This window comes from Dryocola clanedunensis subsp. sulfonylureivorans, from assembly GCF_016756775.1.
GTDB lineage: Bacteria > Pseudomonadota > Gammaproteobacteria > Enterobacterales > Enterobacteriaceae > Dryocola > Dryocola clanedunensis.
This window is the reverse complement of sequence record NZ_JAERMU010000057.1, coordinates 1-3908: the sequence shown is the minus strand read 5'-3', so window position 1 is coordinate 3908 and position 3908 is coordinate 1. Positions and strand designations below refer to the sequence as shown.

The window sequence follows — 3908 nt, the reverse complement described above, 5'->3', positions numbered from 1 at the left end:
TCCAGGCACTGGCCCTGCCAGGGGGCGAGCAGCTTATGCTGCTGACGTGCATTCATCAGCGTTGCACCGTCAAGGACGATACGATTAATGGTAAAACAGGGGCCTTTTACCGGCTCTGGTATTGCAGGCTCTGAAGGCGCGGGAATGGGAATAGCCTGCTCCAGCGATTCACGCTGCTGCTGATTCTGGCGTAATAACTGCTGTTGCTGCTGGTCGATGCTGTCGCGGTCTGCGGGTGATAAAAAAGCGGCGGAAGCGCACTGGCTCAGCGCCAGCAATACCCATGCCGTATGGAAGGTTTTCATCCATGCCCCTGTTGTTTGTTTTTATTTTTTTGAGCGTTTCTTTTTAATTAAAAATGATTTCAACATATTTCTGCGCGTCTGTGAACGTCGTTTCCAAGCGGAGTAATGATATATTTTCCGCAATGAAGGCAACCTGCTGTTATTATGGTGATTGTTAATTAATCAAATTGACAATTTAAATAAATTCACATGCAGAAGTCATAACATTTATTTATGACTGTCGTTCCACGCCGACTGGAAATCCAGCCTGCTATTTATCGCCCGACTATTTCACTGGTCATCGGAACGGTCAGAAGGTGAAGTCACCACTTAGCGTCACGTTATCATCCGAATTAAGACCAATCTGAAAGGCTCTGGTGATATATATCTGGCATGAATGGGCAGTATGGCGTGGGAGAATATGAAAAATAACGAGACCCGCACCCAAAATCATCGATACCGCTGGTCGCCTGAAGAAATTGATTATCTGGAAACGCATCATCTGCTTTTATCCATTGATGATATTGCCGAAAGGCTGGGCCGGACGGCACGCGCGGTTCAGGCCATGTCCTATAAGCTGGGACTTGAGCGGAAACAACCACGCTGGACAGATGTGGAAATACAGAGGCTGAAAAAACATTATCGGCCCGGCGCCGATATCAGTGCGCTTTGTTCACTTTTCCCCGGGCGCACGCGCGCGGCAGTTCTGTCAATGGTGGATGAATCAGGGCTACCGCGTCCTGAGCCGCTATGGCGGGACGATGAGCTGCGAACACTGAAACACTATTATCCAGCTGAAGGCACGGGCGTAGCTGCCAGACTGACGGGACGAAGCCGTTCGTCGGTCCGTATTCAGGCCAGCAAACACGGCATAGTATTCCAGGGTAACAGCAGACGTCGCCCCTGGAGTATGGAAGAGAAACACCTGCTGGCCCGGAATATTCATCTTGCTCTGGCAGAGCTGATATCGATGTTCCCCGCACGGAGTAAAGCGTCAGTGACTTGTGCCCGCAGGCGCATTAAGCTGAAGTCATGATGGTCGATGGTAAAAACCCAGATATCAGTCCATCCGGCGGAATAAGAAATGTTCAGGTTATCCGTGGCAATTCAATGTTATCAGATAAAATCGAGTGGGCTTTGCAATGAGGATGATTCGGTAATGAGTGTATTATTAGCTGGCAGTACCTCCTCAAAAGCCCCTACCCAAAAAAACAGTAAAAAGCAGCACAGAAACCACCGGGCACCCTGGACTATCCATGAAATGGAATACATAGAGACAAAATACAACGTTATGTCTTGCGCTGAAATTGCCCAATATCTCGGGCGCTCGGTGAATGCGATAAAAGGAATGGCTCAAAAATTGGGTTGCGCCCCAAATAAAACGGCCGACTGGTCTGAAGCTGAAATAGAGATACTACGGTCGATGTATGGATCTGAGTTAGCGGTTGAAGATATAAATGCGATGCTACCCGCCAGAACACCAGTGTCCATTGTGCTAAAAGCAAGAAAATTAAGGCTGGCACGACCTGAGCCTTTCTGGCGACCTGATGAGCTGGGGCTCCTTTCAGCCTGGTACCCTGTCGAAGGAAAAAAAGTGGCGGCCAGGCTACCCGGGCGAAGTGAGGAGTCGGTCAAAATTAAGGCATCTAAACTTGGGATCAAGTTTCAGGGGCATAAAAACTATCGCATCTGGACTGATGAAGAATGGGCTCTTCTCGCTAAAAATCATCATTTGCCGTTTTCCGTATTGTGTAAATTTTTCCCAAACCGGAGCGAAAAATCAGTTGAATTCGCGCTAGGGAAATACCGGAAAAAATGGACACGCCAGCGTTGATCTAAAGAGCAGAAACTTCTTCTGAAGGTAACTACCGGGCGCCGCTGCGAGGGTAAAAAGTTATGTGATCAGTTATGGTGTTCAGGTAGCACTGTTGCAAACAGTTTCGGGAACTGGCTTACGATCTTGTTTGCAACAGTGTCAAAAGAGCCCGATTCATGCTGAGTGACTGGCTGATGAACGTCGCACGGCCTGCGGAAGGGGTTCTGTAACCGGATGCACAGACTTTTTATCTGATGCATCAGAAAGTAGCGTTCTGGTTTCGCGCATTAACGTGTACATTCGGTTGTGAATAGAGCGTAGCCCGGGCATGAATACACTGCGTCTGTCCGGGTTGTCGGTTCATCTATTTTGTTTGCACCTGATGAAACGCATCCAGCACCCGTCCCGAGTAAACAACCGCACCACCGGCATTCAGTGATATGGCCACACCCAGAGCCTCTGCGATTTCTTCTTCAGTAACGCCTGCCTTCATCGCAGCTTCAGCATGGATAGAGATGCAGCCGTCGCAGCGGGTAGTCACGGCGCAGGCCAGGGCAATCAGTTCACGGGTTTTGGTATCCAGGTGTCCGGTTTTGGCTCCGGCCTTCATTAAAGCACCAGTGCCTTTAAGCGTTTCCGGGACCAGTTCTCCCAGTTTTCCCACATTTTTCAGCGTGTCAGCTCTGTAGTCATTCCAGTTGTGCATAGCTTTTTCCTCAATGTTATTAGTTATTTATTATCAATGATTAACGATACAAGACGGCAGTGCCTGACAGTCTGTTCATTCCAGAAGCACCTACGATACGATAATGACTTGCACCTGCTTCACTTGCTTTCATAGCCAGTGATGCGTTGAGTTCATCAAGGTTTGCGAAACCTCCGGCTGAGACGTTGCCAATTTTTTGCAGCGACACAGCTTCTGTGCGGTTAACTTCCTTAGCATCCCCGGCAAAAGCGAGGGTGGAAGTGGTCATTACAAGAGCAGCAATACTCAATTTGATGATGTTTTTCATGGGGTATCTCCTGATGAGTTCGTTGTATTGTTTTGCAGCGTTCTGCTGATAAAACCAAGACTACCTTCCGGTAGGTAGTCTTGCAAGGATGAATTTAGCCAACCATCTTAGAATGTGACTTGGGTCACCTTTTAATGTTTGCCGTTTAATGACCATAATGGCTTGCATGGCGCATAGATACTGGCCTGAAAGCTGATTTAAGACGGTGAAAATTAATTCCGGACATTAGATTTCGAAAATGGACATGATGAGATGGTCACCCTCAGCCTGCCAGTAGTAAGCTGACAGTTCGCTGAAAGGAGAGAATATTACACAGGTGATCTGATTGATGATTTGAATGTATCAGAGCAAAAAAGACCAAAGTAAATTTCCTTTTATGTAACAAGAATGAAAATCACACTATCAACACTAATGGCGTGATTAATAAAACAAGCTAAAAACAAAATTTAAAAAAGAAACATGCGAATCGCATGAAATATTTCCTCTACGCAATAGCTTCAAGCGAATTATTAGCCCAACAAAACACAAATAAATAGCAATTAATAAAATAAATCACGCGATCAAAACATCGCAAAATTTAACTTTAAATAACTCAGAATTTGAAACCTGAAGTGTTATTAAGTAGAAAATGTAAAGGTATTTTAAGCAATCAAGGAGCCTTAAGCACATGATGACAAAAAAAACACCAACACTCCTGCCATATGTTATTTTAATGGCAAGTAGCGTATCCTTCCCTTCTCACGCCATGGAGCTATTTATAAATCAAGATACCGCTCCAAAGGCATCGACCAAATC

At 46.2% G+C, this 3908-nt stretch carries 4 protein-coding genes and 1 pseudogene; 2 read left to right on the top strand and 3 right to left on the bottom strand.

The genetic code is table 11. The features are described from left to right. Nucleotides 1-305 (bottom strand): annotated as a pseudogene (locus HYQ67_RS23705) (hypothetical protein); the annotation flags it as partial. 400 nt (nt 306-705) lie between these two features. Here HYQ67_RS23705 and HYQ67_RS23700 point away from each other — a divergent pair. Then, nucleotides 706-1320: a hypothetical protein gene (locus HYQ67_RS23700; RefSeq protein WP_202308624.1), complete on the top strand. Its 615-nt coding sequence runs from the start codon at nt 706-708 to the stop codon at nt 1318-1320. A 123-nt stretch (nt 1321-1443) separates the two neighbouring features. Then, nucleotides 1444-2118, top strand: a complete 675-nt coding sequence (locus HYQ67_RS23695) for a hypothetical protein (protein ID WP_202308622.1) — start codon at nt 1444-1446, stop codon at nt 2116-2118. A 346-nt stretch (nt 2119-2464) separates the two neighbouring features. Here HYQ67_RS23695 and HYQ67_RS23690 read toward each other — a convergent pair whose 3' ends face one another. Together HYQ67_RS23690 and HYQ67_RS23685 are read right to left on the bottom strand one after the other, a co-directional pair. Beyond that, nucleotides 2465-2806, bottom strand: a complete 342-nt coding sequence (locus HYQ67_RS23690) for a carboxymuconolactone decarboxylase family protein (RefSeq protein WP_202308620.1) — start codon at nt 2804-2806, stop codon at nt 2465-2467. Nucleotides 2807-2846: 40 nt separating this feature from the next. After that, nucleotides 2847-3113, bottom strand: a complete 267-nt coding sequence (locus HYQ67_RS23685; protein WP_202308618.1) for a YdgH/BhsA/McbA family protein — start codon at nt 3111-3113, stop codon at nt 2847-2849. Nucleotides 3114-3908: the final 795 nt, after the last annotated feature.

Excerpts from the sequence above, each read along its gene's own strand:
- HYQ67_RS23690 (WP_202308620.1), bottom strand. The coding sequence starts at position 2,806 with ATGCACAACTGGAATGACTACAGAGCTGACACGCTGAAAAATGTGGGA.
- HYQ67_RS23700 (WP_202308624.1), top strand. The coding sequence starts at position 706 with ATGAAAAATAACGAGACCCGCACCCAAAATCATCGATACCGCTGGTCG.
- HYQ67_RS23695 (WP_202308622.1), top strand. The coding sequence starts at position 1,444 with ATGAGTGTATTATTAGCTGGCAGTACCTCCTCAAAAGCCCCTACCCAA.
- HYQ67_RS23685 (WP_202308618.1), bottom strand. The coding sequence starts at position 3,113 with ATGAAAAACATCATCAAATTGAGTATTGCTGCTCTTGTAATGACCACT.